General features: G+C 64.5%; 25 protein-coding genes. 21 read left to right on the top strand and 4 right to left on the bottom strand.

What is annotated here, in order from left to right; translation table 11 throughout:
• Positions 1 to 2,121 carry a flagellar biosynthesis protein FlhA gene (gene flhA, locus NCHOL11_RS09935; protein WP_097092162.1) on the top strand — a complete coding sequence of 707 codons (2,121 nt, stop codon included), beginning with the start codon at positions 1 to 3 and terminating at the stop codon, positions 2,119 to 2,121.
• A 13-nt stretch (positions 2,122 to 2,134) separates the two neighbouring features.
• Positions 2,135 to 2,866: a sigma-70 family RNA polymerase sigma factor gene (locus NCHOL11_RS09930; RefSeq protein ID WP_097092161.1), complete on the top strand. Its 732-nt coding sequence runs from the start codon at positions 2,135 to 2,137 to the stop codon at positions 2,864 to 2,866.
• Positions 2,867 to 2,956: 90 nt separating this feature from the next.
• Here NCHOL11_RS09930 and mdoH read toward each other — a convergent pair whose 3' ends face one another.
• The 4 genes from mdoH to NCHOL11_RS18370 form a co-directional block, all read right to left on the bottom strand.
• Positions 2,957 to 4,834 carry a glucans biosynthesis glucosyltransferase MdoH gene (mdoH, locus tag NCHOL11_RS09925; RefSeq protein WP_097092873.1) on the bottom strand — a complete coding sequence of 626 codons (1,878 nt, stop codon included), beginning with the start codon at positions 4,832 to 4,834 and terminating at the stop codon, positions 2,957 to 2,959.
• Positions 4,835 to 4,904: 70 nt separating this feature from the next.
• Positions 4,905 to 6,389 (bottom strand): glucan biosynthesis protein, encoded by a 1,485-nt coding sequence (locus NCHOL11_RS09920; RefSeq protein WP_097092160.1) that lies wholly within the window; start codon positions 6,387 to 6,389, stop codon positions 4,905 to 4,907.
• A gap of 215 nt (positions 6,390 to 6,604) precedes the next feature.
• Positions 6,605 to 7,432 carry a flagellin N-terminal helical domain-containing protein gene (locus NCHOL11_RS09915; protein WP_097092159.1) on the bottom strand — a complete coding sequence of 276 codons (828 nt, stop codon included), beginning with the start codon at positions 7,430 to 7,432 and terminating at the stop codon, positions 6,605 to 6,607.
• A 22-nt stretch (positions 7,433 to 7,454) separates the two neighbouring features.
• A complete protein-coding gene (locus NCHOL11_RS18370) occupies positions 7,455 to 7,610 on the bottom strand; it encodes a hypothetical protein (RefSeq protein ID WP_217991058.1) in 156 nt (51 codons plus the stop codon).
• Between the two features lie 151 nt (positions 7,611 to 7,761).
• Between NCHOL11_RS18370 and NCHOL11_RS09910 the strand changes: the two genes are divergently transcribed.
• The 19 genes from NCHOL11_RS09910 (at position 7,762) to NCHOL11_RS09820 (ending at position 24,250) form a co-directional block, all read left to right on the top strand.
• The gene (locus tag NCHOL11_RS09910; protein WP_097092872.1) at positions 7,762 to 9,003 is read left to right on the top strand and encodes a sigma-54 interaction domain-containing protein; all 1,242 of its coding nucleotides are present in this window, start codon (positions 7,762 to 7,764) and stop codon (positions 9,001 to 9,003) included.
• Between the two features lie 12 nt (positions 9,004 to 9,015).
• Positions 9,016 to 9,375, top strand: a complete 360-nt coding sequence (gene fliE, locus NCHOL11_RS09905) for a flagellar hook-basal body complex protein FliE (RefSeq protein ID WP_097092158.1) — start codon at positions 9,016 to 9,018, stop codon at positions 9,373 to 9,375.
• A 3-nt stretch (positions 9,376 to 9,378) separates the two neighbouring features.
• Positions 9,379 to 11,118, top strand: a complete 1,740-nt coding sequence (gene fliF, locus NCHOL11_RS09900) for a flagellar basal-body MS-ring/collar protein FliF (protein WP_097092157.1) — start codon at positions 9,379 to 9,381, stop codon at positions 11,116 to 11,118.
• Positions 11,111 to 12,127: a flagellar motor switch protein FliG gene (fliG, locus tag NCHOL11_RS09895; protein ID WP_097092156.1), complete on the top strand. Its 1,017-nt coding sequence runs from the start codon at positions 11,111 to 11,113 to the stop codon at positions 12,125 to 12,127. Before fliF ends, fliG begins: the two co-directional genes overlap by 8 nt.
• Before the next feature lie 52 nt (positions 12,128 to 12,179).
• Entirely contained in the window at positions 12,180 to 12,758 is a 579-nt protein-coding gene (locus tag NCHOL11_RS09890) for a FliH/SctL family protein (RefSeq protein WP_097092871.1), read from the top strand.
• Between the two features lie 13 nt (positions 12,759 to 12,771).
• Positions 12,772 to 14,100, top strand: a complete 1,329-nt coding sequence (locus tag NCHOL11_RS09885) for a FliI/YscN family ATPase (RefSeq protein ID WP_097092155.1) — start codon at positions 12,772 to 12,774, stop codon at positions 14,098 to 14,100.
• Positions 14,097 to 14,522 (top strand): flagellar FliJ family protein, encoded by a 426-nt coding sequence (locus tag NCHOL11_RS09880; protein ID WP_097092154.1) that lies wholly within the window; start codon positions 14,097 to 14,099, stop codon positions 14,520 to 14,522. The genes NCHOL11_RS09885 and NCHOL11_RS09880 overlap by 4 nt, the downstream gene beginning before the upstream one ends.
• A 1-nt stretch (position 14,523) precedes the next feature.
• On the top strand, positions 14,524 to 16,386 hold the full coding sequence (locus tag NCHOL11_RS09875; RefSeq protein WP_255254759.1) for a flagellar hook-length control protein FliK: 1,863 nt from the start codon (positions 14,524 to 14,526) through the stop codon (positions 16,384 to 16,386).
• A 27-nt stretch (positions 16,387 to 16,413) separates the two neighbouring features.
• Positions 16,414 to 17,049, top strand: a complete 636-nt coding sequence (locus tag NCHOL11_RS09870; RefSeq protein WP_097092153.1) for a flagellar basal body-associated FliL family protein — start codon at positions 16,414 to 16,416, stop codon at positions 17,047 to 17,049.
• A 52-nt stretch (positions 17,050 to 17,101) separates the two neighbouring features.
• The gene (locus NCHOL11_RS09865; RefSeq protein ID WP_097092869.1) at positions 17,102 to 17,986 is read left to right on the top strand and encodes a flagellar motor switch protein FliM; all 885 of its coding nucleotides are present in this window, start codon (positions 17,102 to 17,104) and stop codon (positions 17,984 to 17,986) included.
• On the top strand, positions 17,983 to 18,321 hold the full coding sequence (gene fliN / locus NCHOL11_RS09860) for a flagellar motor switch protein FliN (RefSeq protein WP_097092152.1): 339 nt from the start codon (positions 17,983 to 17,985) through the stop codon (positions 18,319 to 18,321). The genes NCHOL11_RS09865 and fliN overlap by 4 nt, the downstream gene beginning before the upstream one ends.
• An 84-nt stretch (positions 18,322 to 18,405) precedes the next feature.
• Positions 18,406 to 18,669, top strand: coding sequence for a FliO/MopB family protein (locus NCHOL11_RS09855; RefSeq protein WP_097092151.1), 264 nt, complete (start codon positions 18,406 to 18,408; stop codon positions 18,667 to 18,669).
• Positions 18,659 to 19,453 carry a flagellar type III secretion system pore protein FliP gene (fliP, locus tag NCHOL11_RS09850; RefSeq protein WP_097092150.1) on the top strand — a complete coding sequence of 265 codons (795 nt, stop codon included), beginning with the start codon at positions 18,659 to 18,661 and terminating at the stop codon, positions 19,451 to 19,453. Before NCHOL11_RS09855 ends, fliP begins: the two co-directional genes overlap by 11 nt.
• Before the next feature lie 19 nt (positions 19,454 to 19,472).
• Complete coding sequence (gene fliQ / locus NCHOL11_RS09845; RefSeq protein WP_097092149.1) at positions 19,473 to 19,745, top strand: flagellar biosynthesis protein FliQ; 273 nt, start codon at positions 19,473 to 19,475, stop codon at positions 19,743 to 19,745.
• On the top strand, positions 19,742 to 20,524 hold the full coding sequence (gene fliR, locus NCHOL11_RS09840; protein WP_097092148.1) for a flagellar biosynthetic protein FliR: 783 nt from the start codon (positions 19,742 to 19,744) through the stop codon (positions 20,522 to 20,524). The genes fliQ and fliR overlap by 4 nt, the downstream gene beginning before the upstream one ends.
• Before the next feature lies 1 nt (position 20,525).
• Positions 20,526 to 21,662: a flagellar type III secretion system protein FlhB gene (gene flhB / locus NCHOL11_RS09835; RefSeq protein WP_097092147.1), complete on the top strand. Its 1,137-nt coding sequence runs from the start codon at positions 20,526 to 20,528 to the stop codon at positions 21,660 to 21,662.
• A 211-nt stretch (positions 21,663 to 21,873) separates the two neighbouring features.
• Positions 21,874 to 22,329 (top strand): hypothetical protein, encoded by a 456-nt coding sequence (locus NCHOL11_RS09830; protein ID WP_097092146.1) that lies wholly within the window; start codon positions 21,874 to 21,876, stop codon positions 22,327 to 22,329.
• Between the two features lie 97 nt (positions 22,330 to 22,426).
• Positions 22,427 to 23,833: a flagellar filament capping protein FliD gene (gene fliD, locus NCHOL11_RS09825; protein WP_097092145.1), complete on the top strand. Its 1,407-nt coding sequence runs from the start codon at positions 22,427 to 22,429 to the stop codon at positions 23,831 to 23,833.
• A gap of 18 nt (positions 23,834 to 23,851) precedes the next feature.
• On the top strand, positions 23,852 to 24,250 hold the full coding sequence (locus NCHOL11_RS09820) for a flagellar export chaperone FliS (protein WP_097092144.1): 399 nt from the start codon (positions 23,852 to 23,854) through the stop codon (positions 24,248 to 24,250).
• Positions 24,251 to 24,290 lie beyond the last annotated feature (40 nt).

The raw sequence follows: 24,290 nt of genomic DNA, 5'->3' as shown, positions 1-24,290 counted from the left end.
ATGACTCCCGCCCAAGTCAAAGCGAAGATCTGGATGAGCGCCGCCAAGGGGGCCGTGCTGCCCATCGCGACGCTGATGGTCGTGCTGTTCATGATGGTGCCGGTGCCTGCGTTCATGCTGGACCTGGGCTTCATCACCAACATCATGATCAGCCTTGCCGTGCTGATGGTGGCGCTCAATGCCGCCAAGCCGCTCGACTTCTCCAGCTTCCCCACGGTGCTACTGTTCGCGACCTTGCTGCGCCTCGCGCTGAACGTCGCATCGACGCGCGTGGTGCTGGTGTCGGGTCATGAAGGATCGGACGCTGCGGGCCATGTTATCGAGGCGTTCGGCCATTTCCTGATCGGCGGCGATTATGTCGTCGGCATCTTCGTCTTCGCGATCCTGATGATCATCAACCTGGTGGTCATCACCAAGGGTGCGGGCCGCGTGTCGGAAGTCAGCGCGCGCTTCACCCTGGACGCCTTGCCCGGCAAGCAGATGGCGATCGACGCCGACCTCAACGCCGGCCTGCTGACGCCTGAAGAAGCCAAGGTCCGCCGCCGCGAAGTCGCGACCGAGGCGGATTTCTACGGCTCCATGGATGGTGCGTCCAAGTTCGTGAAGGGTGACGCGGTTGCGGGCATCCTGATCCTGGCGATCAACATCGTGGGCGGCATCATCCTGGGCGTGGTCAGCCATGGCCTCTCGATGGGCGAGGCCGCGCAGACTTATATCGTCCTTGCCATCGGCGACGCGCTGGTGGCGCAGGTTCCGGCGCTTTTGCTCTCCATCGCCGCCGCCGCCATTGTGACGCGGGTTGGCAGCGAAGACGACCTGTCCAACCAGATCACCGGCCAGTTCGGATCGAGCAAGGCCTGGGCGCCGGTCGCGGCGATCCTGACCTTCCTCGGCATCCTGCCCGGCATGCCGCACATGATCATCCTGCCCGCCGCAGCGGTCGCGGGCTATATCGCCTGGACCCTGCGCAAGAGCGCCAAGGCCAAGGCGGCCGAGCCTGCACCAATGCCGGAGCCCGCCAACCCGGCGCTGATCGAGTGGAATGACGTGTCGGACGGCGCGATCTTGGGCCTCGAAATCGGCTATGGCCTCATCGGGCTGGTCGACGAGCGCAAGGGCGCGCCGCTGATGGCCCGCATCACCGGCATCCGGCGCCAGCTGTCGAAGGAGCTGGGCTTCGTCGTGCCGATGGTCCGTGTGAAGGACAATCTGGCGCTGGAGCCCAACCAATATCGTATCACCATCGCTGGCGTGGTCGTCGGCGAGGATGAAATTTTCCCTGACGATCTGCTGGCGCTCGATAGCGGCGCGTTGGAAGGTGTGGTGTCCGGCCGCGAGGCGAAGGACCCGACCTTTGGCCTCGATGCGGTGTGGATCTCGCCCGCCAAGCGCAGCGAAGCGGTGGTCGCAGGCTACACCGTGGTCGATCCGCCGACGGTGGTCGCGACGCACCTGAACCAGCTGATCGCCATGAATGCGAGCGAGATGTTCGGCATCGATGAAGCGCGCAAGCTGCTCGACAATTTGAAGGACGCCGCGCCGCAGCTGGTCGATGGCCTGACCCCCGGCACGCTGAGCCTGACGCAGATTTCCGCGCTGTGCCGTGCGCTGCTGTCCGAAGGCATCGCGCTCAAGGACTTCCGCCGCATCTGCGAGGCGATGGTCGATGCCGCACGGCCCGACATGAGCCACGAGCAACTGGTCGAGGCCGTCCGTCAGCGCATCGGCGCGCTCATCATCCAGGGCCTCGTGCCGGTGAAGATGCCGCTGCCGGTCATCACGCTGGATGGCGATCTGGAAGCGCTGCTCGCCCAGGCGATGCGGGTTGCTGGAGATGCCAAGCATCCGATCGAACCCGCACTCGCCAACCGCATCATCGAAGCAGTGGTGCAGGCCGCCCGTCCGATAATGGGGCAGGCGCGCAACTTCGCCATCGTGACCTCACCGGTCGCGCGCCGCGCGCTCGCCCGCCTGTTCAAGCCGCATCTGCCCGAAACGCCGGTGCTGTCCTTCCTGGAAATCCCCGATGGCAAGGGCGTGGAGGTCGTCGCCGTGGTCGGCGGCGAACAGCGGCCCGCACCCCGTCACGATCCGTTGCCAACTCGCGAACGCGTCGCCTGAGGATAACTGACCCATGTTCATGAAGAAGGTCATCGCCGGTTCCGACGCCAACACCTACGGCCGGTCGAACAACAGCCCGGAGCAGCTGGCCCGCCGATACATGCCACTGGTACGCAAGATCGCCTGGCATGTGCATGGCCGCGTATCGAGCGCGGTCGAAGTCGAGGACTTGCTGCAGATCGGCATGGTCGCACTGGTCGAGGCCGCCAATGGCTTTGAGGATCGAGGCCTTGGCTTTGCCTCCTATGCGCAGATGCGTGTGCGCGGCGCGATGATCGATCATCTGCGGCGCGGCGCGACGATCGCCCGGTCAGCCATGGCCAACCGCAAGCAGCTCGCCTCCGTCCGCAATCGACTGGAGCAGCAACTGCGCCGCGCGCCGCTCGAAGCCGAAATGGCGGGCGAGCTAGGCATGGAGGCAGCCGCCTATCGCGAACTCGCTGATAGCTGCGAGATGGTCCAGCACACCAGCATGGACGAGGTCTATTCCGACCAATCCATGTGGTTCGCCGATGTCGAAGATCGCGCCGACGATGTGATGGAACGCGAGTCGCTGAAAGCCGCGCTCGCCACCTGTATCGGCGAACTGCCGCAGCGCGAGGCCTTGGTCTTGCAGCTCTATTTCGTCGAAGAACTGAACCTTGAGGAGATCGGCCAGGCGCTCGACATCGGCGCAGCCCGCGTGTGCCAGATCAAGAAGGCGGCGCTGGACAAGCTACGCGAAAAGCTTCGCGAGTGGGATTGAGAAGGCATCATCCCAGCGGAAGCTGGGATCTCGTGACGCTTGGTTGAACGTCAGGTCTGAGACGCCAGCTTATGCCGGCATGACGAAACTTCAGTGATCGTTCACGACCGCTTGGCTTAGCGAGGTGCATCCCCTGGCCTGCTCAGGATAGTGCGGCGCGCGATAGCTGTTTGTCCGCCACCAGGGCTCTGCCACCTGAAAAAGTCCGCTGCGTTCCGCCTTCTGGCCCAGACCTTTACGCGCCGTGACGGCAGCAAGGACGGGAGCAAGCACAAGCCCCGCGACCACGGGTATGATCCATCCCACCGACGTGCCGCCCTGGATCGCCAAAGCAGTCAGCAAGCCGCCCAGCATGATATGATATTTGAACAGCCAGACGGCGCCCCCGATCGACATGCCGTCCCGGTCGCGAACCTGCCCGCTCCAGCTGCTTTTGCGCCCCATCAATATGCCGAACAGGTTGATCGTCTGCGTGAGCATGCTGACGGGCGCCATCAGGATCGAGAGCGCGATGTCCGCCATGACGCCCCGGCTCATGCGCGCCGCTCCGCCAAAGCCGATGCGCCGCGCCGGATCGGCCATCGCCCATCCCATCGCGAGCAGCTTCGGCCCGAAGAGCAGCACTGCGGTGAGCGCCAGCAGCCCGCCCGATGGCAGGATCGCGCTCGGCGGCCAGACGCCAGCCAACGCACCGCCCAGCACGACGAGCAAGAGCGCCAGCCATAGCGGCGACGTACAATAGGCCGACGCGCCGACCAGCAGCTGGAACCGGCTGACCAGATGCAAGCCCCTGATCTTGGGGATGAGCGGCACATGCTGGATATTGCCCTGGCACCAGCGGCGGTCACGGGTGGCGAGATCGGGAAGGGAAGGGGGAAACTCCTCGAAACTGTCGTCGGCCATGACCATGTGCACGTCCCAGCCGCGGCGGCGAAGCAGCGCGGCTTCGATCATGTCATGGCTCATGATATGGCCGCCAAACGGGGCGCGGCCGGGCAGTTCGGGAAGGCCGCAACTCTGCGCGAAGGCCTTGGTGCGCAGGATGGCGTTATGCCCCCAGAACATGCCTTCCGATCCCGCCCACCAGATCATGCCCGCAGCCGAAATCGGGCCGAACAGGCGGCTGGCGAACTGCTGCCAGCGCGCAAAGAAGGTGGATGCCCCCACGATCGTCGGCACGGTCTGGATCAGGCCGACATGCGGATGCCGTTCCATGTCGAGCGCCAGCCGGGCCATCGTCTGCCCGCTCATCACGCTGTCCGCGTCCAGCACGATCATATAGTCATAGCCGCCGCCGAACCGCTGTACCCATTCAGCGATATTGCCGGGCTTGCGGCCGATGTTGAGTGCGCGGCGGCGGTAATGCACCGGCCGCGAGAAGCCCTTGCGCATTTCCAGATAAGTGTTGCGCTCTATCTCGCCATTGTCCGGGTTGGAATCGCTCAGGATGAAGAATTCGAAGCGTTCATTGCCCATGACCTGTGCCAGGGATCGCTCCATGATCGACAGGCGGCCCATGACGCCCAGAAAATCCTCGTTGCAGACCGGCAGCAATATGGCCGTCCGCCCCCGAAGGGGCGTGGCAAAGGAGGTTCGATAGGGCTGGGCCGCCGAAGCCTTTCCCATGGTCAGGATCAGGAACCCGATCAGGCTGGTGGCGAAGCCGAAGGCGATCCAGGCGAATAGCGGGATGAAAAGGGCAAGATAGACGCCTTCCCACAGAGAAATGCCGTCGAGACCAATGGAGCGCCGCATTTCATGGGCCGCCATGGACGCAGGCAATAGGGCCAGCAATATGACGAGCATGCGCCGGGCCCATTGATCGATGTTCAGCGGCCGGTGCGGAAAGTCGCGCGGATGCTCGCTGAAATCCTGCTCCGGCATCGGGAGCGGCATTTCGGCAGGCACATGCTCGAACGCGCGTGCGGAGGCTTGCTCCTTGCGGCTATCCGTTTGCCCGCTGATCATCGCCATTTCACGTCTGTCCGTTCCAAAATCATGACGGACGCGTCAAAGCGCCCGGTCCCTGCCGGTTCCGTCAAGCGCCCAGCGGATAATGCACATATTCGCTCATGGCCGCATTGACGGAGCGAAGCTGGACGCGGACATCGGCCGCGTTGCCCCTCTCACGTCGCAGATCGAGCGCCACGCGGAAGAGGCCAGGTTGATGAAGGACGGGATATCCGCCCTTCCTGACCAGAGTAGCGCCAGCCAGATCGACCCAGATGTCGGGCTGCGCATCCTTTGCCACGCCAGAGAAATCCAGGATCAGACGGTCCACGCCCGCCTCACCGGCCTGCCCGGTCCACACATTGTCGAGCACTGCGATGCCTTTTGCCGGTCCGCCCGCTGACGACCAGTCGAGCCGGTAGCTCGCATCGATCCGGCTGCCCGCCCGAACCGCCGCCGCTGGCGTCCAATAGGCGCAGACATTATCGACATATTCGCTGGTCGTGGAAAATCCGTAGAGCCGGACCTGCCCCGCACCGAACGGCTTGCGCGGCGAAGCCCAGAGAGAGGGGCGGCGTTCATAAAAGACGCCGTCATCCTGATAATTTTCGAAATTCCGGTCCCGCTGCATCAGGCCAAAGCCCTTTGGGTTGCGTTCGGCAAAGGCGTCGACGCGCGGTGCGGCGGGATTGATGAGCGGACGCGCATGGATCGTTCCGTCCGCGCTGCCGATTGCCAGCAGGTCGGAATCATGGATTTCCGGCCGCCAGTCGGTGCGGGATGCGCGGCTCGCCTGATCATACCAGAACATGCTGGTCATCGGCATCAGCCCCAGTTCCGCGATCGGGCGGCGCGCGAACAGTGCGGCATCGACATCCTGCCGCACGCCCTGCGTCGTCTTTTCAGTCACGAAGCGATAGGCCCCGGTGATCGAAGCGCCGTCCAGCAGGGCGTAGATGGTGAGGCTGCTCGGACCCGTGCGCTCCAGCCAGAAATGGGTGAAGCGGGGGAATTCCTCCTTGCCCTGTATGCTGGTGTTGACCGCGATCGCGCGAGCGGACAGCCCGAATTGTTTGGTCGCGCCGGGGGAGCGGAAATAGCTCGCGCCGAGGAAGGACAGCCAATCGCCATCGCGCGCGGCGTTCATGACGCGAAAGCCCGCATAGCCAGCGTCCGGCCCCAACTGCCGCACCGCATTGTCGGCAGGCGCGTCAAAGATGGTCGGATCATAGCGCAGCGGCGTGGCCCGGCCATTCTCCACCAGCGCAATCTCCACCGGCTGTTCAGCAGAGGCGCTCAAGGGGAAAAGCTGCACGCCGGTATCGCCGGGCAGCTTGCCCCAGATCGTGCGGTCCTCGCGGAAACGCGCCTTGTAGAGCGCGTCATAGTCCACCTTGCGCGCGCCGGGATGGTGCGGCGTTTCCCGATAAGGCTGGCGCGCGAGACTTCTGGCGCGGGCGATCACCGTTTCCCAGCCAAAGCGCTCGCCGCCCTTCTGGGCAAAAGCGGTTCCGGGAAGAAGGAGGGCAGCGCCTGATGCGCCGATCAGCGCGCGGCGGTCGATATCGATCATGGCCGTAATGATGGGCGCATGATCGCATAATGCAAGCCTTGGCCGTCCAAAATGCGGTGAAGCCTCCGCCCGGGGGGACGGAGGCTTCGATATGCTGGCCGTTCGATCGAAGGTGGTTGCCCGGCGCGGTGGGGACTGTTGATGCGCCGGGTTCCCATGACTGGCTGTCAGGTGACCAATACCTCAGCCGGTCAATTTCGGTGAGCTAGTCCAGATTACTGGATCAGCTTCAGGACGTTCTGCTGGCTCTGGTTCGCCTGAGCGAGCATCGCCGTCGAAGCCTGGTTCAGGATCTGCGCCTTGGCGAGAGCGGTCGTTTCGGCCGAGAAGTCGGCGTCTTCGATGCGGCTGCGGGCGTCAGAGAGGTTGGTGATGTTGTTGGTCAGGCCGTTAACCGTGGATTCCAGCTGGTTCTGGGCTGCACCGAGCGAAGCGCGGGTCGTTGCCACATCCTTCAGCATGGTGTCGACATCGGTCAGGGCCGTGGCGGCGCCGGTCGTCGTGCTGACGTCCGAAGAAGCAAGGTTGGTCAGGGCTGCGAAGGCGATGTTCACAACGTCGCCTGCATTGGCACCGGCCTGGATATCGACGTCGCCAGCCTTGGCGGTGTAGGTTGCGCCGGCTGCGCTGTTGAAGATGCGGACGCCGTTGAATTCGGTGGTGGCGAGGACGCTCGTGATCTGCGTCTTCAGTGCGGTCGCTTCAGCGTTCAGGTTGGTGCGGTCGGTCGCCGAGTAGGTTTCCGACTTCGACTGGACGGCCAGTTCGCGGATACGCTGCAGCATGTTGGCAACTTCGCCGAGCGCGCCTTCCGCCGTCTGAGCGAGCGAGATGCCGTCATTGGCGTTGCGGATGCCCTGGGTCATGCCCTTGATCTGCGAGGTCATCTGCGAGCTGATCGCGAGGCCTGCTGCGTCATCCTTGGCGCTGTTGATGCGCTTGCCGCTCGACAGACGCTCCATGGCGGTGCTCAGCGACTTGCCTGCGAGAGCCGAAGCATTGGCGGCGCGCAGAGCGGAGGAGTTGGTTCCGATAACAGTCATGATATTCCCTTTCTATGTCCTATCAGGTCGCTGCCATCAGGCTGCTTGCGGCCTCGAAAGGGGATAACGGCGCGGCGAAAAAAGCTTTTAGGGCTCGGCGCATTTTTTTCTGAGAAAGTTCAAAAAGCCCCGAAATCAGCGGGTCTTGCATAACCGCGCCAAATGGAAGCCAGTCCACCGCTCCGGCAAAGCGGAAGAAAATTGCCGCCCGGCAGCAAGGTTATTGCCGCATTAACCAGATGATAACCATGCGAAGGGCATTTGTCAGAGCATCGAAGGGGGTTGGGGCGTGCGGGGGCACAAGCCAGCCGAAAATGGATGGGACTGTCATGTCGTCGCTTGACGTGAGCCGAGGTGTCTGCGCGCTCGTTCCTGGCCTGCAGCATTGGCTGGAAAATGCCTTCTACATGGTACGCATCGTCGATGCGCAGAGCCCGCGCGAGCGTGACGAGCGCCGCGTGCTGCTGGCGACGGAGATCGGCCATGCGACCCATCGCGATATCCTGATCAATCTGATCGACGGAAAGCCTTCGCTGGTGCCTGCCGCCAACGGCCTGCCTGCCCGCGTGGCATTCAATATCGAAGATATGGGCTTTGCCTTCGCGCTCATCGCCGAGCTCGCCCGCCCCGCAAGCGTCCCGGCAGTGGGCGACGCAGCCAGCACTCGCCTGATGACGCTGGCTGGCCGTGTTGCCCGCAGCGACGCCACGGTCCTGATCCAGGGTGACACCGGCACCGGCAAGGAAGGCATGGCACGCTTCCTCCATGCCCAGTCGGGCCGCATCAGCCGCGACTTCATTGCCGTCAACTGTGCCGCGCTTCCCGAAACGATGATGGAAGCGATGCTGTTCGGGCATAAAAAGGGCAGCTTCACCGGCGCGGCCAACGCTTCCGATGGCCTGTTCCTGGCCGCTGATGGCGGCACGCTGTTCCTGGACGAAATCGCCGAACTGCCGCTGGCGCTGCAGGCGAAGTTGCTTCGTGCGTTGCAGGAAGGGGAAATCCTGCCCGTCGGCGCGACCCATCCCGTGCCGGTCGATGTTCGCATCATCGCGGCCTGCAACCGCGACCTCGCCGCCGAAGTCGCCGCCGGACGGTTCCGCGAAGACCTTTACTGGCGCCTCAATGTCATGCCGCTGGAACTGCGCCCGCTGGCCGAGCGCGCGGGCGACGTGACCGCCATCGCCGCCGCCATGCTGCTGCGCCATCAGGAATTCGTCTGGCCGACCGCTGCGGCACTGGAAAAGCTCGCCGCCCATGTGTGGCCCGGCAATGCCCGCGAACTTGGCAATGTCCTCCAGCGCGCCATCGTGCTGCGCGAAGGCGACCGGATCGACGCGGAAGACCTGCACATCGCTGGCGCGCCGCAGTTGCGCGTCTTCGATGCACAGCCCGCGCCCGCCGGGACGATCAGCCTGCGCGACGTCGCTCGCCAGTCGAAGCTCGACGCCATCCGCGCCGCGCTGCGTGAGACGGACGGCCACCGCGCCGCCGCCGCGCGCAAGCTCGGCATCTCCGAACGCACCCTGCGCTACCGGCTCGCCGAAATGCGCGAACTTGCAGCGGCTTGAGGGAGGTAGGGCATGACCGGCATTTCCCCGACTGACAGCGTGATGGCGATCCGCAACGCCATCCTCCAGAAGAACGCGGCTCTCCGCGATGTTGCGCAGACCGGTACGGTCGGCGGCGGGTCAAACGTTGGCGGGGCCGAGGGCACCAAGCCCGGCGGCTTCACCGAAGCGCTCAACTCCGCCCTCCAGCAGGTCAACGGCCTGCAAGCCCAGGCAGGCGAGGCGGCTTCCGCCTTCGAACGGGGCGAAACAACCGACATCGCCGCTGTCATGCTCGCCAAGCAGCAGGCGTTGGTCAGCTTCGAAGCGACCCTCCAGGTCCGCAACAAACTCCTGTCCGCTTACAAGGACATCATGAGCATGCCGGTATAATCCATGAGCGAGAACGCACTCACCCTCGACGGCGGCGCTGGCGCTGCTCTCCCCGCCACCAGCGCCCCTGCCTTTGGCGGCGCGAAGGGCGCCGATGCGCTGAAAGCGCGCTTCACCGGCTTCATCAAACAGCCTGCGGTGGCGAAGAGCCTGCCGCTGCTCGGCCTGCTGGGCGTCGTCGCCACCGCTGGCGCTGCCTGGCTGGCGCTGCGCGAACCGCCCCAGCGTGACCTGTTCCGTGGCCTGCCCGATGCGGACAAGTCGGCCGTGGCACAGGTGCTGGACCAGAATGGCCTGACTTACGACTTCGACAATTCGGGCGCGATGACCGTGGCCGAGGATGATTATTTCAAGGCGAAGATGATGCTCGCCGCTCAAGGCCTGCCCAAGAGCGCGCCCGACGGCAACAGCATGATCGACAGCCTGCCCATGGGCGCCAGCCGCGCGGTCGAGGGCGAAAAGCTCCGTTCCGCCCGCGAAATGGACCTGGCTCGCACGATCGAGGCGATCGACAGCGTCGAAAGCGCCAAGGTTCACCTCGCCGTCGAACCGCCAAGCGTGTTCCTGCGCGAACGGGCCAAGCCCTCCGCCTCGGTGATGCTGCGTCTGGCTTCGGGCCGCACGCTGACCGATGCGCAGGTGAGCGCCATCGTCCACCTCGTCGCCTCATCGGTGCCGGAACTCAGCCCCGACCAGATTTCGCTGGTGGATCAGAATGGCCGACTGCTCAGTAACAATGACGGCAATGCCGCCGACGATCGCCAGCTTGCGGTGCAGGGCAAGATCGAGGACCGCTATCGCCAGTCGGTGATCGCACTGCTGACCCCGATTTTGGGCGAAGGCAAATTCTCGACGGAAGTCCGCGCCGAACTCAACTTCGCAGAGCGTCAGGCGACCCGCGAAACCTATCCGCAGGACGAAGCCCGCCTGCGCACCGAAACCGGCAGCTGGGCGTCCGACCCACGCGGTCAGGGCGCTGGCGGCGAAGCCAGCGGCGTACCGGGCGCACTCAGCAATCAGGCCCCGGTCAACCCGACCGTCACCCAGACCAATCCCAACGGTCAGGCTGTCAGCCAGGGCACGCAGGCCAATCAGCCTGCAACCCCGGCAAGCGCGCCGATGAAGACCGAGGAAACCTTCAACCGCAGCTTCGAACTGGGCCGCGAAGTTTCTGTGACCAGGGACGCGGTCGGCACCGTCAAGCGGCTGTCCGTCGCCGTGGCGCTGGACAATGGCGCGGATGGCAAGCCCCGCTCGGCACAGGAAATCGCCGCTCTGGAAGCGTTGGTGAAGGGCGCGGTCGGCTTCGATCAGGCGCGCGGCGACGTGGTCGCTCTCTCCTCCCGCAGCTTCGTCAAGGCGGAGGAAGTGAAAGCGCCCTGGTATGAAGCGGACTGGATTTCTCCGCTGGTGCGCAACCTGTCGGCGCTGGCCGTCGCGCTGCTGGTGATCTTCGGCATCGGCCGCCCGCTCTTGAAGCGCCGCGCCGCTGCTCAGGAAGCCGCCGCCGAGCAGACCGCTGCGCAGGGTCAGAAGATCGGCCGTGAAATCTCCTCCGAGATCACCAAGCAGGCGGCGATCGCGCCGGACGGCAGCAAGGCAGTGACGCTCGACATGATCTCGTCCACCTATGACTATGCACAGCGCGCCGACCTTATCCGCAACTTCGTGAAGCAGGACCCGGATCGTGCCGCCCTTGTCGTCCGCGACCTCCTGAAGGAAGGGAAGAAAGACAATGGCTGAGGTCGATACCGCTCCCGCCGCCATCAAGGGCAGCGCCGCCGCCGCCGTCCTGCTGATGCTCTTCGACGAGGATGAAGCCGCCCAGATCCTTTCGCGCCTGGAACCCGACGAAGTTCGCCAGCTTGGCTATGCCATGTATGATGTCGCCGACGTCGCTGTCGAGGAAGTCAACGAGGCGCTCGACCATTTCGTCACCAAGGCGAAGAAGCGCACCACCATCGGTTATGGCGCTACCCGTCACATCCGGGGCGCGATGACCAAGGCGCTGGGCGAGGAACGCGCCGAGACGATCCTGGCGCGCATCACGCCGCCGACCCGCTCCACCCAGCTCGAAATGCTGAAGTGGATGGACGCCAAGGAAGTGGCGTCCCTCATCGAGGCGGAGCATCCGCAGATCATGGCAATCGTGCTCGCCCATCTGGAAGCGCCCGTCGCCGCCGATGTGCTGCAGCTGCTTCCGGCCGAATATCAGGAAGAGATCGTCTATCGCATCGCAACCCTGGGCCCGGTGTCGAACGAGGCGCTCGACGATCTGGAACAGCTGCTGCTGCGTGGCTCCACGGCCAAGAAGCAGGGTGCGGCGTCCCAGCGCGGCGGCACGATCGAGGCGGCTGCCATCATGAACAATGTCCGCAAGGAAAATGAACAGCGGATCATGAAGGCGGTGGCCAAGCGCGACAAGATGATCGCGCAGACCATCGAAGAAGAGATGTTCGTGTTCGATAACCTGATCGACATGGATGACAAGAATATGGGCACGCTGATGCGCACCATCGACAGCAGCGTGCTGGTGGTGGCGCTGAAGGGCGCGAACGAGATGCTGAAGGGCAAGATCTTCGGCGCGATGTCGGCCCGCGCCGCGCAGGCGATCGCCGACGAGATCGAGGAACGCGGACCCATTCGCCTGGCAGAGGTGATGGAGGCGCAAAAGCTGATCATCGCCACCGCGCGCCGCATGGCCGACGCTGGCACCATCATGCTCGGCGGCAAGGGGAACGACTTTGTTTAAGGTCTGGGACGCAAGCAGCAGCCGGGACGCGTCGAGCATCCCCTTGGGCGGCATGGGGCAGGTAAAAAACGGCAGCTTCCGCAGCCTTTATTCCGACGCGGCCCCGGCACCCGGCAGGACGATGCACGATGCCGCGCCCGCCATGACCGACGAGGACATCATCGAACAGGCCCGGATGGAGGCCTTCACGCTCGGCTTCGATGAAGGATGCCGGGTGGTCGGCGACGCCGCCGCCGCGGATGCCGAAGCACGCGCTCGCCTCGCCGAAGCACTGGAAAATCTTTCGCCCGCGCCCAGCGGCATGCTGTCCACCATGTTGTCGGCCACGGTAGTCCGGCTGGTCGAACAGATTGTCGGCGAGGTCGAGATCGATCTGGAGCGGCTCGTCCAGCGCTGCGACACGGTCGCCGCCTTCATCGAGGATAACGAGGACAAGAGCGCGCTCCACCTGCATCCCGACGATGTCGCCATGCTGGAAGGCGAAACGATCGGCGTGAAGCTGGTCGGTGATCCCGCCATGCATCGCGGGTGCGTGCGGCTCGAAACCGCAGACGGCTGGATCGAGGATGGCCCGGACGTGCGCCTGTCGCGCCTGCGTGCGCTGATGGACGACATGGAAGGCCGTTCATGAAGGGGGTTTGGGCATGATCAAGGCATCGCTTGCCCAGGCGGAAAGCCTGTTCGACCATCTCCAGGTCCAGAACCGTTCACCCCGTCACGTCGGCCGTCTCGTCAGCCACGATGCGGGCATGCTGGAGGTCACGGGCTTTCGCAAGCCGATCGGCGCAGGCGCGCGGGTGATCGCGTCGGACGGCACCATCTGCCGCGCCGAGGTGGTCGGCTTTCGCGGCGACAAGACGCTGCTCGTGCCGCTGGATGCCGACGCACCGCTGGAAAATGGTGCACGGGTAGAACCGGACAGCCAGGCGAACATGGTGCAGGTGGGCGAGGGGCTAATCGGCCGCGTCATCGACGCCATGGGCCAGCCGCTCGACCGCAAGGGACCGATTATCGCCGGCGGCAGCTGGCCGCTCAATGGCGTCAAGGGCAATGTCCTCGACCGGGGCCGCGTGACTGAACCGTTCGACCTTGGCGTGCGCGCGGTCAACGCGCTGCTCACCGCCGGGCGCGGCCAGCGCATTGCCATCATCGCTGGGTCGGGCGTGGGCAAGTCCGTCCTGATGGGCCAGATGATCGCAGGCGCGGAAGCCGACATCGTCGTCGCGGGCCTGATCGGCGAACGCGGCCGCGAGGTCAGCGACTTCCTGGAAACCAAGCTCAAAAATTCGATGCACAAGAGCATCGTCGTCGCCGTGCCCGCCGATCATCCCCCGGTGCTGCGCCTGCGCGCCGCCGCGCGGGCCACCGCCATCGCCGAATATTTCCGCGCGCGCGGCAAGAAGGTGCTGCTCCTCATCGACAGCCTGACCCGCTGCGCCCATGCCCAGCGCGAGATCGGCCTGGCCCTTGGCGAACCGCCCGCGATGAAGGGCTATCCGCCCTCCGCGCTTGCTCTCATCCCCCGTCTGGTCGAACGGGCAGGGGTGGACGCCCGCACCGGCGGCTCGATCACCGCGCTCTACACCGTGCTGGCGGACGGTGACGACACCGACGATCCCATCGTAGACGCCGCCCGCGCTATCGTGGATGGCCATTTCGTCCTTTCGCGCCATCTGTCGGAACAGGCGATCTTCCCCGCCATCGACATCGGCAAGTCCCTCTCGCGCGTCATGGCTGACGTGGTGCCGGACGATCATCGCATGGCCGCTGCCTCCTACCGCCGCCTGTGGGCCGCCTATGAAGAAAATCGCGACCTGATCCTGATGGGCGCCTACCGCCCGGGCAATGACCCGGTGATCGACGAAGCCGTGCAACGCCGCCAGGAAATCCTCGATTTCATCCGGCAGGATCAGAAAAGCCGGATCGACCTCGACACCAGCGCTGGTGCTCTCATCGCTGAGTTCGGCGCATGAAGGGCGCGCTCAAGACGCGCCACCGCGTGCTGCGCGTCCGCCATGTGCAACATGCCATGGCTGTCGCTGAAACGGCCCGTGCCCGTGACGAGGCAGACGGCATCGAACGCAATGCCGACCGGCTGCGCAAGGTGCGGAACGATCTTTTTTCCGACCCCGGCATGGCAACTGGCGCGAATTTTGCAGCGATGCAGGAACTTGCTGGCCGGCTCGAGCAGGCTGGCCGTCAGCTGGATGGCGCGCTCTACGATGCGCGCCGCAAGGTAGAGGCCAAGGAGGGCCTGACCCTTGCGGCCAATCGGGATCGCGAAATCGCCGAAAAGCTCAAGGATCGCGCCCGCGCGGACCTGGAGGAATGGCGGGAAAACAAGCTGGCGGCCCTGCCGCGCTACCGCCGGATGCAGCGGACGGGAGACCTATGAGATGAACATGCTTTCCAGCCTGAAGGCACTGCTCTTTTCCACGGCCGCGCCGGGCGTAGCGGCGGTTCAGCCTGCCTCGCCGGGCGAGACGGCCGATTTCGCTGCGCTGTTCAACGGCACGATGGCGGAAGAGACCGCCGTTGCTCCGGCCCTGCCGCAGATCGAGGGACCAGCTTTGCCGCCCGTTGCGGCTGATATCCCGCCCATTGAACAGCGGGACACAGCTACCGCTCCCTCCGGCCTTCTAATAAACATGGCTCCGCCCGAGGCCACGCCTGCGCAGGGCCACGTTCCGCACGGGCTTGCCATAGCGGTTGCCGCCGGCAAATCCTTGCCGTCGCAATTGCCGCCCGGCCGAGCGCTCGGGTTCGTCAAGCAGGCCGCAGATGTTCCGGTGGAGCAGCAGCCGCAGGTTGAGCCTTCGCCTTCCCAGGCGCAGTCCGAGACAAGCTTGCCGGACGAAGCACCCATCCCTGAGCCAGATGCGTCGGGTGAAGCACCCGTCCAGCCGGAAGCCGCAGTACCGGATAAGGGGACTAAGCCTGCCCAGTCGCCCAAGGCTCATCCTGCCGCTCACAAGGATGAGCCTGAGCCGGGGCCTGCCATTCCCGTCATGGCGGAAGCCTCGCCGGTCGAAACCCAATCCTCGCCCAAGCAGAAGGCAAAGGTCGAACGTACGGAGCAGGACCCTGCGGCTACGGCTCCAGTGCCGCAGCCCGTCATGGCAGCTGAAGCCGTTCCGCCAGTCAATCCTGAACCTGTAGCCGATGCATCAACAGACGGCTCCGAACCTGTAGCTGCCGCACCCAATGTGGCACCGATTATGACGGTTCCTGTGCCATCGGCGCCCTCGCGCGGTCCTGCGCCAATCCAAAGCGACCCTGAAAGGATCGCCCCAGACCAGCGCCACGCTCGCGGCGAGGGGAAGATATCCTCGGCGGTTCCAGACGCGCCTGTGGCGGTGATGGCAGGCGAAAGCCCAGCCCCCGAAGGCGTATCGCCCGCAGCGCCCGTCCTCAATGGCAAGCCGGTGAAGGCGGAAGCGATCGCTCTCCTGGCAATCGTGCGTGAACAGGTGGCCGCGCGCCAGACCGGCGCGCCCATTCGCGTCGGCGAACAGGTTTCCGCCGCTGCGCATGCGAAAGCCGAAACGCCCGCGCGTTCAGCCGAACCGGCATTGGATTCGTCCGTCGTTCCGCCGTCCCCTGACGCAGCTCCCGCTGCTCCTCCGGTCGCGGCTCCGCAAACCGCCAGCCTGTCCCCACCAAGCGCAGTTCCCGCTTCGCCATCGCCCGATTTGTCTGCCAGCCTCGGCGCTCAGGTCGTCGACATGGGTGTTTCCGGCCAGTGGATTGACGGGCTTGCTCGCGACATTGCAGGGCTGTCGGCAAACGGCGCGCAGGGACGGTTCCAGATCGATACGCAGCATCTGGGCGCGGTGCAGGTGGACATTCGCCACGACACGGACGGCGCCGCAGTCAGCCTGACCGTTGCCAGTGAGGCGGCGGAGGCGGCGTTGCGGCAGGATAGCGACCGGCTGAAGCTGGACGCGGGCCTCGCTGCCGTTCGCATCGCCGAGTTGAAGGTCGAACGCGCGCCTGCGGTGGCTGAAGCGCACCGCGCCGAAACAGGTGGCCAGTCATCGTCTCAGCAGCAGCAACAACAGTCGCAGCAAGGCTCTCAGAGCTCCGCCTGGGCGCAGAATAACGGCCAGAATATGGGCCAGCCCCAAGGCCAGCAAAATCGCTGGCAGGGGCGCGAAAATAACGGCTTTGGCCCTAAAGGCTCCGGCGATCCTGCCGTTCTTAACCATGCGGACGCGCAGCCTGCCGCCCATGGCCGGGCGCGCGCGCGTTACGCTTAAGATCCAGGATTTTCGGGGGACCGGCAGATGAGCGACGAGGCGAAGGCGAAGAAGAAAAAGGGCGGGGGCATGAAGATGATCCTGCTGGCCGCCGCCGCGCTTGTCCTGGGTGGTGCGGGCACGGCTGGCGGGCTCTACGCGGCCGGTTTCTTCAGCGCCAAGGAAGAGGGCCCCAAGGAAGATCCCAACAAGCCAGTCCTCGTCCTTGCGGGCGAGAGCGCCGAGGAAGTCGCGAAGGCTCATGGCATGGGCGGCGAAGGGCATGGTGAAGGCGGCGGCGGGGGCCATGCGCCCGCGCATCCGGGCAAGGGCATCGACCTTCCCACGCCCGCCAATCCGGCGGCCTATCAGGCGACCTATTTCCAGTTGCAGGCGCCCTTCACCTCCAACATGTCGGACACCGACGCCTTCGCCCAGATTTCGGTGGCGGTATCCACCTATTACGACCTGCGCGTGATCGAGGCGATAAAGACGCACGAAATGGCGATTCGCAGTCAGGTTCTGATGCTGCTCGCCCAACAGCCCGAAGCGATGCTGGCGACGCCGGAAGGCAAGCGGCAGCTCCAGGGCCGGATCAAGGGCGTTATCAACGATGTTTTGAAGCAAAAGACGGGCTATGGCGGCATCGATAACGTTTATTTTACCAATTTCGTTATTCAATAGGGGTGCCTGAAAGGTCGGGAAGTCCCCTGACCCGCTAGGGCAGGGGACTATGATGAACGACGTTCAGACCTACGCTTTCGGGCGCGGGGAATCGCAGACACCACAGCTGCTGTCCGGGCTCGACCGGCTGGGCGAAAAGCTCGGCCGGCGTTTGCGCGCCTTGTTCGAGCCAATCTCGGGCGTGCGCCCGCATATCGCCATGCTCGACGCGCAAGTGCTGGATTTCGGTCAGTGGTCGGCGCAAGTGCCCACCTTTTCCAGCATCGGCGTCTATCGCATCGCGCCGCTAAAGGGTCAGATGCTGCTGCGCATGGACGCGGCCATGATCTCGACGCTGGTCGATTGCTTCTACGGCGGCCTCGGCAATCGCCCGCTGCCTGCCCGGGGCGAGTTCACCCCTACCGAAGACCGGCTGATCAGCCGCATTTCAGAAGGCGTGATCGCGCGCCTTTCGGAAGGTTGGACCGACATCCTGCCGCTGGAAATCGGCCTTGTCATCCGCGAAACCGGGATCGGCTTCGCATCCGCCGCGCAGCCCGGCGAGCAGATGGTGCTGCAACGCTTCATGCTCAGCATCGCGCGCGATCAGGAATGGCCGATCGACCTGCTCTACCCGCTGTCGTCGTTGCGCGCGGTGGAGCCGCTCATGGGGACGAAGGCTCCGGTGGACGAGGAGCGCGTCGATCCAGTGTGGCAGGCGCGCATCGCCAATCGCATGCGCGACATCCGCCTGCCCGCCCGCACCGTGCTGGCGCGCCCCAATCTCTCGCTCGCCGACCTCATGCAGTTGAAGACCGGCGACATCATTCCAATCAATATCAGCCGCAGCCTCCCGTTGATCGTGGGCGACCGCATCGTCGCTCATGGATCGATCGGCGAACAGGACGGCCGCGCCGCATTCCAGATTGAAAAGCTTTTACAGGGACCTGAACAATGAGCGACATGAGCGAAGCGCCGCGGATGGACGGCTTTGCCGACAATGGATTGAGCCGCATGGTCAGCAATCCCCAGTTCCGCCTGCTGGCCGACATTCCCGTCCGCATGTCGGTGGAGGTCGGCTCCACGTCGCTGCGCCTGGCGGAGGTCATGGACCTGGCCGAAGGCAGCATCGTGGAACTCGACCGTCAGGCCGACGACCTGCTCGACATCATGGTCAACGGGGCGCTGATCGCGAAGGGCGAGGTGGTGACGGTGAATGGCCGCTATGGCATCCGCATCGTCGACATCGCTGCTGCCGAAAGCCGCCTGGCCGGGGTCGAACGGCGCGGTTGATCGCGCCACCATCCTTTTTCCCTTGCTGCGCGCCGATCTTTCTGATTCGGAAGGGCGGTTAACCATGATAGCGGACCGGCCCTCATGTTCTGGTATTTCGTCAAACTGCTGATCCTCCTGCCGCTGGTCGGCGGCATGGCCTTCGGCGCGCTGTGGCTTTGGCGCAAATATCAGCCCGGCATGATCGCGGGGCAGGACGGCCGATCCCTGAAGATGCTCGAAGCGCTCCCGCTCGGCACCTTCGGCAAGCTCGCCGTGGTCGAATTCGAGGGCAAGAAGATACTGCTGTCCGTCACGCGCGGCCGGATCGAAAAAATCGCGGAAGGCGATCCCTATCGTGCGCGCTAGGGCGCTGCTGATCGGCGGACTTGCGCTGACGGCTGGGCTGCTGCTGGCTGAACCCGCGCTCGCCCAGGCAGCCGCGCAGGCCGCACCCGCAGCGCCGATCGACAATGGCGGCGCGCTGACCCGCGCGATGGGCGCGATTTCGGGCGATGGCCGTCCGCTGTCCCTGTCGCTCCAGATCCTCGTCCTGATGAGCCTGCTGTCGGTACTGCCGTCGCTTGTGCTCATGATGACCAGCTTCACCCGTATCATCATCGTCCTGTCGATCCTGCGCCAGGCGCTGGGATTGCAGCAGACCCCGCCCAACCAGGTGCTGGTGGGCCTTTCGCTCTTCCTCTCCCTCTTCGTGATGCGCCCCGCGATCGACCAGATCAACGCGCAGGCCTTCGACCCCTATGGCAAGGGGCAGATCAGCATCGAGGAAGCGGTCGGCCGATCGGGCAAAGTGCTGCACGGCTTCATGGCCAAGCAGACGCGCGAGACGGATCTGAAGCTCTTCGCCAACCTCGCCGAAGCGCCCGCCTTTCGCTCACCCGCCGACATCCCCTTCTCGATCCTGCTCCCCGCCTTCGTGACGAGCGAATTGAAAACCGCATTCCAGATCGGCTTCATGATCTTCCTGCCGTTTCTCATCATCGACCTCGTTGTCGCCTCCACGCTGATGGCGCTCGGTATGATGATGTTGTCGCCGACGATCATCTCCATGCCGTTCAAGCTGTTGCTGTTCGTGCTGGTGGATGGCTGGGCCCTGACAATGGGGTCTCTCGCCGGGTCCTTCGCGACATGACCGCGCGAGGCATCTAGCCATGGAAAACGCCGACTTCTTCATGGGCCTTGCTCAACAGGCGCTCTGGATCACGGCGCTCGCCGCCGCGCCCATCCTGATCCCGGCCCTGATCGCTGGCGTCCTCATCGGCATGGTGCAGGCCGCCACCTCGATCAACGAACAGACGCTGAGCTTCATCCCCAAGATCATTGTCGTGGGCGGCATGCTGGTGCTGTTTGGCGGGTCGATCCTTGTCCTCATCGCGGACTTCACCCGCGAAATATTCGAACGCATCCCGGACCTGCTCCAATGATTGCGCCGGGCTTCGCGAATGTGGAGACGCAGCTCTGGATCTGGCTGATCGCCATGATCCGCCCGGGCGCGGCCTTCATCGCGGCGCCCGTATTCGGCGCGCCCTCCGTGCCGCTGCCGCTGCGCTTCATCCTGTCGCTTGCGCTTGGCCTCGCCGCGCTCAACAGCGTCACCATCCAGCTGCCGCAGGACGGCGTCGCCAGTTTCGCGGGCGTCATGCTGGTCATGGGCGAGGTGCTGGCCGGCCTCGCCATGGGGTTCGCGGTGCAGATCGGCTATGCCGCTGCCTTCGTTGCGGGCGAGGCGATCGGCAACACCATGGGCCTGAACTTCGCCGCGATGGTCGATCCGTCCTCGGGGCAGGCGACCCAGGCGGTCGGCACATTCCTGTCGATCCTCGCCACCTTCCTGCTGCTCGGCATGGACGGCCATCTGATGCTCGCCAGCTTCGTGGTGCAAAGCTACAAGGCGCTGCCACCCGGAGACGCAATGCTCAGCAATGATGCGGTGTGGCATCTGGTTCAGTTCGGGGGCGCGCTGCTTGGTGCGGGCCTCACCATTGCGCTCCCCGTCGGCTTCGCGCTCGTGCTGGTGCAGATCATCATGGGCATGCTCGCTCGCAGCGCACCGTCGCTCAACCTCTTTGCCGTAGGCATGCCCGTCGCCGTCATGGCGGGCCTCATCCTGCTTGCCATCGCCGCGCCGGTGATGGGCGAGGGGCTGACCGCCGCCCTCAAGTCCGGGCTCGACCAGGCCCAGTCGATCGCGGAGGGCCGCTGACATGGCTGGCGACAATGGCGGCGGCGAAAAGACCGAAAAGCCGACACAAAAGAAATTGCAGGATGCCGCCAAGAAGGGCGACATCCTTCAGTCCAAGGAACTGGCGACCGCTCTGGTCGTGATGGCAGGGTTCGGCTGGATCGCGGTGACGGGACCTTCCGTCGTCGAATCCCTCTCGCAGATGCTGATCGAGGCGCTGCGCTTCCGGCGTGAGGATATCATGGACTTCGCGCCCGCCGCGCGGGGCATGAGCCTGCTCACCGGCATCGCCCTGCCGGTGGGCGGCATATTGCTGGCAACGACGCTCGCCGCGATCGCGGGACCCGCCATTCTCGGCTCGCTCGGCTTCCGCCCCGGTGCCTTCGCGCCCAAGGCGTCGAAGCTCAATCCGGCATCGGGCCTCAAGCGCATCTTCGGCATGCAGGGCCTTATCGAGCTGATGAAGTCGATCGCCAAGGTCGCACTGCTCGGCTCCATCGGCGTCTGGCTGATCTGGGACCGGCTGACCGCGATCATCGGCCTTGGCTCGTCGGGCCTTGCTCCCGCCATGTCGGAACTGGGCAACATGTTCATCATGACTTGCCTCGTCATGGCGGGCGGCTTGTTCCTCATCGCTGGTATCGACGTCCCCGCGCAAATTATGCAGCGTTCGAAACGCCTCGGCATGAGCAAGCAGGACATCAAGGACGAGCATAAGGAGAGCGAAGGCTCGCCGGAACTCAAGGGCCATATCCGCCGCCGCCAGTTCGAGGTGCTGAGCGGATCGACGCGCCAGGCGGTGGCTGAAGCCAGCGTGATCATCACCAACCCGACCCACTTCGCCGTCGCCCTGCGCTACAAGCCGGGGCAGGATGCCGCGCCAGTCGTGGTGGCGAAGGGCTGCGACGCGATCGCCGCCGCCATTCGCGAGCTTGCCGACCAGAATGGCGTGACGGTCCTTCAATATCCCGATCTTGCCCGCGCCATCTACTTCACTTCGCGCGCCGGGCAGATCGTCAATGAAGGGCTCTACATGGCGGTCGCGACCGTCCTCGCCTTCGTCTTCCGCGTGGAAAACCGGATGGCGAGCGAGATGGACCGGCCCTTCATCAGCGTGCCCGACGACCTGCGCTTCGATGCTGACGGACAGAAGCTCTAGGACCCGCCTCCTGCTCCCGTTCGCCCTGAGCCTGTCGAAGGGCCGTTTTCTTCTTCATGAAAAGTGAAGGGCTTCGACAAGCTCAGTCCGAACGGGGCAGGGTGATTTTTGATGAGAGGCGCCACGCCTTGATAAAAAACCTCACGGTGAACTAAATCTTAGGCATTGCTGGCCGTAATATATTCATGGGGACGCATTAGGATGGTGCGTCATGAACGAATATGTTTCGCGGAGCGACTTAACGCAGGTTGATCGGGTGTCTTCCCGAACGCCTTCGGCCGTGCCCGCGGTCCAGCCTGTAGCCGCCCAGCAGGGTACGGACACGCCAGCAGGCAAGCCGCAGGACGGCGGCACGAATATGGGCCTTTCCGAAGATGATCTCGCCAGCGCCGCCGAATATGCGAAGGTGCATGCGCGCGTGGCCGACATCCTGGCGGAGTTGCGATCGGCCTCGGCCACGCCGACCGTGGAAGGCGCGGAAGCGGAAATCCAGACGCTGCTGCCTGCGCCCATGATCCTTGTGCCCCTGCCGCCCGCTTCGAAGGAAGCGGTGGAAAGCGCGGTGACGCTGGGCAAGCGCATTGCCGAACAGGCGAGCTACGCGCATGCGGCACAAGCCCATCTGAAGCGTGGAACGGTGGATCAACTGCTTTCGACTGACCATTGAGGTAAAAGATCGCCAAGCGCGATCTTTCCTTTCCTCATGAAAATCATTCCTAAAGGTCTTCGTCCTAGAGCCGTTCTCATCCTCGAAAGGACGGACGATGACTTCGGTAAGCAGCAGTATTTCGACAGCGCTCGGCATCGGGTCCGGCATTGATACCGGGGCGCTGGTCACCAGCCTGGTGAGCGCCGCGCGCGACCCGAAGCAGAAGATGATCGTCGATCGGCAGAGCGCCAATAATGCGCGTATTTCGGCGCTTGCCTCTGCTTCCAGTTCGCTCGACACATTTGCCGACGCGCTCAATAGCCTGCTCGCGGGCACCGGCTATGCGGGCAACCCAGCCTCCAACGATCCCAGCATCGCGGCGGTCAGCCTGCTCCCCGGTGGTACGCCGAAGCTTCCCGCCCAGCTTGAAGTGCGCCAACTTGCTGCCGCTCAGACCATCTCATCGGCTATCGCTGCGAACGCAACCGCGTCCACTGTGCTTGGCGCTGGCAGCTTTTCGCTCAAGGTGGGCAATGGCGCCGCCGTTCCGATCACGCTCGCGGCGGGCGCAACCTATGCTGATCTTGCCGCCGCCATCAATGCGTCCGGCGCAGGCGTGACGGCCGGCGTCATAACTGACAATCAGGGCACGCGCCTTGTGATGAAGGGCGCCACCGGGGCCGCGAACAGCTTCACCTTCACGAATACGTCATCACCTGCCAATGCCGCGCTCGACGCCTTCACATGGGACGGCACGACTGGCGGCATGACGCGCCAGGTGCAGGCGCAGGATTCGATCATTCGCCTTGACGGGGTGGAGCAGCGCTACAGCAGCAACACCATCGATACCGCGATCGCCCATCTGCGCATCGACCTAAACAAGGCCGCGCAGGGCACCAGCGTGACGCTGGCGACGACGCAGCCGACCACCACGATGCGCGACCTGATGGTCGAGTTCGTCGATGCCTACAACACGCTGATGAAGGCGCTCAACACCGCCACCGCGAAGGGATCGGACCCCTCCACCGCTGGCGCGCTGAACGGCGAATCGTCGGTTCGGGACATGAAGCGGCAGCTGTCGCAGATGACCTCGGCGGTGCTCGCGCCGAGCGGGGCCTACACGACGCTGTCATCGATCGGCGTCAGCACCAACCGCGACGGCACGCTGAAGCTCGACACCGCCGCGCTCGACAAGGCGCTGACGGCCGACGCGGCCGGGATCACGCAGATGCTCAATCCGGCTGTCAAGTCGGACACGACGCCTGGGCTTGCAGGGCTGATGGACGGCGTGCGCGACAAGATCCAGCAGAAGGACGGCCCGCTCGCCACCGCCAAGACCAAATATGAAAAGCTGGCCGAAAATCTCACCGAGCAGCTGGAAAAGCTGAACGAGCAGATGACGGATTACCAGGCGCAGCTCTCCAAAATCTACACCAACATGGAAAAGCGGCTTTCCGCGTTCAAGGCGACGCAGACCTATCTTGAGCAGCAGGTCGCCATGTGGACCAAAAGCGATAATTGATAACAGGGGTCAGATAAGATGTTCTATTCTCAGCAGGGCTATGCAGGCAATCGCGCGGCGCGCGGCTATGCAGCGGTTCATTCGGGCAGCCGGATCGAAGGCGCGACGCCCCATGCCCTCGTCAAGGTGCTGTTCGACGAGCTGCTGATCGCCCTTGAAGCCACCGCGCTTGCCGAGCGCAACAATGACCGCCTGAAGGTTTCCGACAAGCAGGCCCGCGCCATGTCGATCCTGATCGCGCTCGAATCCAGCCTCGACTTCGACAAGGGCGGCGACATCGCCATGGGCCTCGCCCAAATCTACCGCGAAGCGCGCCGCCTGCTGCTGCTGAGCGCCAAGGAACGCTCGCCCGACCATGCCGAGCAGGCCCGCGACATCATCGCGGAAATCGCCGACGCCTGGAACCAGATCGGGTAATTCACCGTCATCCCGGCGGACGCTGGGGTCTCAGGCGAGA

Source organism: Novosphingobium sp. Chol11, from assembly GCF_900218065.1.
Lineage (GTDB): Bacteria > Pseudomonadota > Alphaproteobacteria > Sphingomonadales > Sphingomonadaceae > Sphingobium > Sphingobium agri.
The sequence above is the reverse complement of the archived record's forward strand: the minus strand, read 5'-3'. Positions and strand labels throughout refer to the sequence as shown.